The following is a 6,628-nucleotide window of genomic DNA, read 5'->3' on the forward strand; positions in this document are numbered from 1 at the left end:
TGATACCGTTTGGGTGTTGTCTTGGAAACAAGGGTGAGTACCCGAGCCTCAACCGGAGTTTGCGGGGCTTGGCGATTGCCCAAGGCGTGCCCCCTAGCCGCGGGTGTAGCCGGCTGGGGGATGAAAGCAGATACGATGTTTTCAACTTTTCACAGTCGGAGAAATCTCATGAAAAAGTGGATTGCCTCGGCTACAACCCTACTCTGCTGTGTGCTTGTCCTGGTTTTGTTTTGGCCCCATGTTACCTCTGCCCAGAGGCAGACTCTCAACCTCTACATCTGGTCAGAATACATCGATCCCGACATCCTCACCGCCTTTGAAAAAGCCACCAATAGCCGCGTGCTGGTCAGCGTGTACGAATCCAACGAAGACATGGTGGCCAAACTGCGGGGGGGAGGCACCAGCCAGTACGACATTGTTGTTCCCACCGACTACATTGTGCCCAACATGTTGGAGCTGGGACTGCTGCAGCCTCTCAACAAAGAATTGATCCCCAACCTAAGCAACCTGGGCGAAAAATTTGTCGGCCTGCCCTTTGATCCAGAAAACACCTACACCGCCGCCTATCAGTGGGGCACCACCGGCATTGGCTACCGCAAAGACCGCCTGCCCGAAAACTTTGAACGCTCTTGGGGATTGATTTTCGACCCGCAGCAGCAGTATGGCCCCTTTGTGATGATCGATGAGATGCGATCCATGATCGGCGCTGCTGCCGTTTACCTGGGCTTCGATATGAACACCACCGTTCGCTCCGAACTGCAGCAGATCCAGCAGCTTTTGATCGACACCAAGCGCCGCAGTGCCGGCCTAATTGGGGGCGTGGGGGGCAAAAACCAACTGGTTTCTGGAACGGCCAATGTAGCCATCGTCTACAGCGGCGATGCCCTGCAAGCTGCCGAAGAAAACCCCAACATCGGCTATTTTGTCCCCCGCGAGGGTGCCCACATTTGGCTGGATGTAATGGCCATTCCCGCCCAGGCCCCCAACCCCGAGCTGGCCAATCGCTTCATCAATTTCATCCTGGATGCTGAAGTCGGCGCTCAACTGAGCAACCACAACCGCTTCGCCACCCCCAACGCTGCAGCTCTGCCCATGATCAACCCAGAAGATCGGCAAAACCCGGCCATCTACCCTGACGAAGAGGCCCTTGCCAAACTCACCTACCTTAAAGTGCTGTCAGGGGAAGAGCTGCGCCTCATCGACGCCCTCTGGACAACCGTGAAAAGCAGCTAGGGATCCCTTGTTAGCTCTCGACACAAAACTTGACAATTTTTAATATCTGAGCCACATTAAAGATGTCACCCGTTGATGGAGCTAGAACCATGGAAAACCAAGAAGCTAAGTTTGGCTTTACCACCTTCGCCGAAAAATGGAATGGCCGTTTGGCAATGTTGGGCTTTGTGATCGGCGTTGCGACCGAGTTGCTGACCGGCCAAGGGATCCTCTCTCAAATTGGCCTGATGTAATCCCAGTAGACCCAAGACACTGCTGTAGATCTTTGCTGTAGATCTTTACAGGCCTGGCTGCGGCCAGGCTTTTGCATCGCTTCCGAATGCAACAGGCATGAAAATTTCTGCTGCATTGCTTCCTAACTCCCCTCTCTCTGGGAGAGGGGGTGGCCGCGGAAGCGGCGCCGAGCCTTTGGAATCTATCCTTCCAGATCTCGCAAGTACTGGCGGATATCAGCCAAGATGCGTTCTAGGTCTTCTGGGGCCTGCAGAGCCCGTGCCCATTCATGATCACCTTGGGATCCCTGCTGGGCCAGCGCCACTCCTAAGTGTTCCAGCTCGCGAACCACTTGGCAAAAAGCATTAGCTCCCACGTTGGAGCTGGCTCCTTTGAGGCGATGGGCGATCCGCCGCATTCTTTCTGCGTCGTAACCGGCAATGGCTTGGCGCAGTTGCGGAAGCTGGGTTTCGCAATCTTGGATGAACACCTGCAATAGCTCTCGCTGAAACCCGCGATCCCCGCCGGAAACCTGATCCAGGTAGGCAGAGTCGATGGGGTAGGGCTGGGTGGGAGAAGAGGGATCCCGGCTCTCGGCGGGGGAAGCTGGAGAGGCTGCTTTAGAAGCGGATCCATTGGAGGATCCTGCTGCAGACTGGGCAATCACCTGGCTCCAGTGGTTGAGCACCCTTTCCAAATCTTCCTTCAGCACCGGCTTGCTGAGATAGTCATCCATGCCTGCCTGCAGGCAGCGCTCCCTATCCTCCTGCATGGCGTTGGCCGTGATGGCGATGATGACGGCGCGACGGCGGGATCCCTTCTCCAGTCTTTCCTGCTGGCGGATACGGCGGGTGGCCTCGTAGCCATCCATCACCGGCATCTGACAATCCATAAGAATGAGGTCGTAGCTGACCTTCTGCAGGAGATCCAACACCTCCTGACCATTGGCCACCACATCGGCCTTGTAGCCCAAACTCTCGAGCTGGCGCAAAGCCACCTTTTGGTTGACGGGGTTATCCTCTGCCAGCAAAATGCGCAGGGACTGCTGGGGTCGGTCGGCCATAGGCGTCGTCTGAGAGAGAGGGGGGCCAATGCCCAAAAGAGAGGTGGAGAGGCCAGAAGATTTCCCCAGGGCCATGGCCAACGCCTCCTGCAGACGGCTTTGTTTTACCGGCTTAACCAAGTAGGCAGCAAAGCCGATTTCGGCAGCGCGGCGGGAGTGCTCCCCCAGTCCCAGGGAGGTCATCATCACCAGTTGCGTCTCGGCCAGTTGCGGATCTGCCTTGATCCAGCGGCCCAAGGTCTCCCCATCCACCTCTGGCATTTGCATATCCAAAACGGCCAGGGGGAAGGGTCTGCCCTCGCGAACGGCTTGGCGCAGTTTGTCCATGGCCTGATAGGCATTTTCGGCCTCTTCCACCACCATTCCCCAAGCCGTGGCCTGGCAGCGCAGGATCTTGCGATTGGTGGCATTGTCGTCCACCACCAACAGCCGCTTGCCCTGCAAATCCACCGGGACACGAGCAGAAGGCTGGGCAAGCTGCTGGACGTAGGGCTGCCGCTCCAGGGTCAGCTCGACGCTGAAGGTGCTGCCCTGTCCCTCCTGGCTTTGCAACGAGATGGTTCCCTCCATCAGTTCTGTCAGTTGTTTGCAGATGGCCAAGCCCAGTCCCGTGCCCCCGTATTTGCGGGTGGTAGAGGCATCCACCTGGCTAAACGGTTGAAACAGCTTGCTCTGCGCCGCCGCCGGGATCCCGATCCCGGTATCTCTCACCGAGAGCCTGAGGTGGACATGGGTAGCGGTTTCTTGCAGCACCTCCGCTTGGATCACCACCTCCCCCTGGTGGGTGAACTTAATGGCGTTGCTTACCAAATTGTTGAGGATTTGCCGTAGTCGCGAGGCATCTCCCCGCAGGTAGCGCGGCACTTCCGGTGGCATGAGCACCGCCAGCTCCAATCCCTTGGCGTGGGCAGTGGGGGCAAACAGATCCGCCACCTCTTCCAGACACGAGCGGAGATCGAAATCCAGGATCTCCAGCTCCATTTCCCCGGCCTCCAATTTGGAGAAGTCCAGGATGTCGTTGATGAGGGTGAGCAGCGCATCGCCACTGATGCGGATGGTCTCTACAAAGTCCCGCTGTTCTGCATTGAGGGGGGTCTCCAGCAGCAGGCCCGTCATCCCCAACACCGCGTTCATGGGGGTGCGGATCTCGTGGCTCATGGTGGCTAAGAAGCTGCTTTTGGCCTGTGCAGCCTGCTCTGCTGCTTTGCGGGCCTGCTCCAGCTCCAGGCTGCGCTTTCTCTCCCGTTCCAAAAGGGCTGCCTGGGTGAGGGCAATGCCAATTTGGTTAGCCAACTGCGACAGCAGCTCCATCTCAAACGGCTGCCACTGACGCGGGCCAGAGCACTGGTGGGCCAGCAACAACCCCCACAACTGCTGCTCCAAAAACAGCGGCACCACCAAGTTGGCCCTGACCTGCATTTTTTGCAGCAGCTCTAGGTAACAAGGCTCCAGTCCTTCACTTTCCACATCGCTAACAACGCGAACGCGGCCCTGGCTGTAGAGCTGGGCGTACTTTTCCTGAAAACAGGGATCCTCGATCACCTCTCCTGCCAGCGAGGGGATCCCCGGCTGAGTTTTCTCGTTGGAGATGATCCCGGAGCCATCCGGCTGGAAGCGGTAGACCAAGACTCGGTCGGCTTTGAGCAGGGCTTGGATTTCTGTTACCGCCGTCTCTAGGATCTCGGCGATATCCAAAGATTCGCGGATCTTCAAGCTGAGATTGGCTAGCAACTGAGCCCGGCGGTTTTGCCGCTCCAATTCCTCTGCCGCTTTCTTCTGCTCGGTAATGTTGCGGAAGATGCCTCGCGTAGCCACCATCACTCCATCTTCAAAGCGGCAGTTGACATTGCCCTCCAACCAAACAGTTTCACCAGTGGCCGTGAGGAAAGCTGTCTCTACTCTCTCTACTTTCTCCCCCGATAGAAGCTTCTGGAAAAGAGCCTGGCAGTGCTCTCGGCAGTCGGGATGGAGAATGTCGAAGAGGGTCATCTGATAGACCTGAGCTTCGTCATAGCCCAAGGTCTCTTTCCAAGCGCGGTTGACATATAAAAAGTGCCCTTCAGCATCCACGCTTTGGATGAGGTCAGTGGCATTTTCAAAGAGATCCCGGTAGCGCTCTTCGCTTTCTTTCAAGGCCAGCTCCGCCAGCTTGCGGTCGGTGATGTCGATGCCGGTGCCCATGACAAACTCCACCTCGCCGGCAGCGTTGATTAGGGCGGTGTTAGACCAAGAAATAAGCCGCAGTGCCCCTTGCTTGGTGCGCCAAAAATTCTCATGGCGATTCAAAAAGAGGGAATGATTGCCCTTGAGCTGTTCAAAAGCTTGCTTCACACCAGGCACATCTTCCGGCGGGATCAAACCCAAATCCCACAGCAGCCGGTTCTTAACTTCTGCCAGCGAGTAGCCAGAGAGCTGCTCAGCAGCGCGGTTGAAGCGCAGGATACGCCCTTCTGGATCCAGAACCACCACCAGCGCCCCTGCTGTATCAATAACCGCGTTGGTAAAATCTCGCTCTTGCTTGAGGGATCGTTCTGCCTCTTCTCGCTCGGCAGTCTCCCGGCGGATGAGGAAGTAAACCGAGGCCAAAACCAGGTAAGTAAAAATGAGCCCGCCAAAAGCAATGAGATTGGTTCTAACCCAGGCAAACTGAAATTCCTGGCTGCGTTGCTGCAGAAGGCGATTTTCCTCCTGCTGCAGCACCCGAATCAACTCGACAATTTGCTCCATTAACCTTGGCCCTTCGCTGCTTTCTAGAGCTTCCTGAACGGCAGGTAGCCCCTCTTGCTCCCTCAGCCGGATCAAGTCTTGGATGACTCGTAGCCGTTGCTCCAGCAGCTCTAGGCGCTTCAGGCGCTCTTGCTGCAGGGGGTTGTCAGCAGTGAGCTCTTTCAACAAGCGCAGATGGGTGGAGGTGGCTTCAAGGCTGGCTTGGTACTCACTGAGATAGCGAGGATTATTGGTCAGAAGATAACCATATTGACCGGCTTCGGCGGCGCGGGTTTCCGCCAGCAATCCTTCCAAGTTTTGGATCACTTTTAGAGTGTGGGCCACTCGTTCTGTAAGCTGCGGCAGTTGAGAGGCATTCCGCTGAGCTGAGTAGGTGATCCCGCCCAAAAGCAAGGCAGCCAGGCCAAAACCGGCGGTAACTTTGAGGAGAAAGCGGTTTTTGCGGGCAGGTTTAGTATCCCCCGACTTAGGCAGCAGAGGCGTCTGAGCCAGTTCCCTCAAAGTACGGCGCAGCTCCAGTTGGGCCACCACCTGATGGGCCAGGGCTTGTAATTGCTCCAGTTGTTCTGGGGTCAGGTGCCGAGGCTGATAATCGATAACGCAAAGCGTGCCTAAGGCTTGCCCTTCTGGAGTTACCAGAGGGATGCCAGCATAGAAGCGGATGTGGGGCTCTTGCGTAACAAGCGGGTTGTCGGCAAAGCGCGGATCCTGGGTAGCATCGGGCACCACCAGCGGCTCTTTAGGCGACAAGATGGCGTGGGCGCAGAAGGCCACATCCCGTGGGGTCTCCTGCACATCGACGCCGAATTTGGCTTTAAACCACTGGCGGTGTTCGTCGATAAGGCTGACCAGAGCAATGGGCGTGCCGCAGATGTGGGCAGCCAGCCGCACGAGTTCGTCAAAGGCAGTTTCAGGTGCCGTATCGAGAATCTGATACTGCCGCAGGGCAGCCAGCCGCTGCTCTTCGTTGGGAGGGAGGGGGGCCTTAGGCATAGGTCAAACTAAGCGGAGAGAAAGGGATCCCGATCCACCGATCTCGGAGGTCGATAGTCTCAAGGTAAAAGAGGTAACCCCAGCATAACTTCCAAGCCTCTCCACCGGAAGCTACAGGGATCCGATCCCCAAACCAGCTTCCCGTTGGTTCAGTTCGCTACATTTTCACCACGCCTGCGTCAGCTACTCTAGCTCCTGCAAATTAAGCAAGCTTCGAGTTGAAATTTCTCAACGGAAGACCTACTATAGAGCGACGAGCTTTGTAAAGGGGGAATACTCTCAGTCATGCAAAAACTCCAAGACAGTTTGGTAAAAGCTCTGAGCATCGATGGAGCACTGGGGGTAGCGCTGGGGGATTGGAAAACTGGGATGTGCTTGGGATATAAGGGCACCAACAGC

Annotated in this window: 3 protein-coding genes; 2 read left to right on the forward strand and 1 reads right to left on the reverse strand. The window is 56.6% G+C overall.

Annotated features, from left to right (window positions below):
• Positions 1-168: 168 nt before the first annotated feature.
• The gene (locus NW820_RS06745) at positions 169-1,233 is read left to right on the forward strand and encodes a spermidine/putrescine ABC transporter substrate-binding protein (protein WP_148202683.1); all 1,065 of its coding nucleotides are present in this window, start codon (positions 169-171) and stop codon (positions 1,231-1,233) included.
• Positions 1,234-1,295: 62 nt separating this feature from the next.
• The gene (locus NW820_RS06750) at positions 1,296-1,466 is read left to right on the forward strand and encodes a chlorophyll a/b-binding protein (protein WP_011432158.1); all 171 of its coding nucleotides are present in this window, start codon (positions 1,296-1,298) and stop codon (positions 1,464-1,466) included.
• Between the two features lie 182 nt (positions 1,467-1,648).
• Here the strand turns inward: NW820_RS06750 and NW820_RS06755 are convergent, their stop codons facing one another.
• Complete coding sequence (locus NW820_RS06755) at positions 1,649-6,229, reverse strand: GAF domain-containing protein (protein ID WP_414407047.1); 4,581 nt, start codon at positions 6,227-6,229, stop codon at positions 1,649-1,651.
• Positions 6,230-6,628: the final 399 nt, after the last annotated feature.

Origin of the sequence: Synechococcus sp. R55.7 (assembly GCF_047461955.1) — a bacterium.
In the GTDB taxonomy this organism is placed as follows: Bacteria; Cyanobacteriota; Cyanobacteriia; order Thermostichales; family Thermostichaceae; genus Thermostichus.

Bases quoted from the DNA above. Each gene is read 5' to 3' on its own strand.
- NW820_RS06745 (WP_148202683.1), top strand. From the start codon at position 169: ATGAAAAAGTGGATTGCCTCGGCTACAACCCTACTCTGCTGTGTGCTT.
- NW820_RS06750 (WP_011432158.1), top strand. From the start codon at position 1,296: ATGTCACCCGTTGATGGAGCTAGAACCATGGAAAACCAAGAAGCTAAG.
- NW820_RS06755 (WP_414407047.1), bottom strand. From the start codon at position 6,229: ATGCCTAAGGCCCCCCTCCCTCCCAACGAAGAGCAGCGGCTGGCTGCC.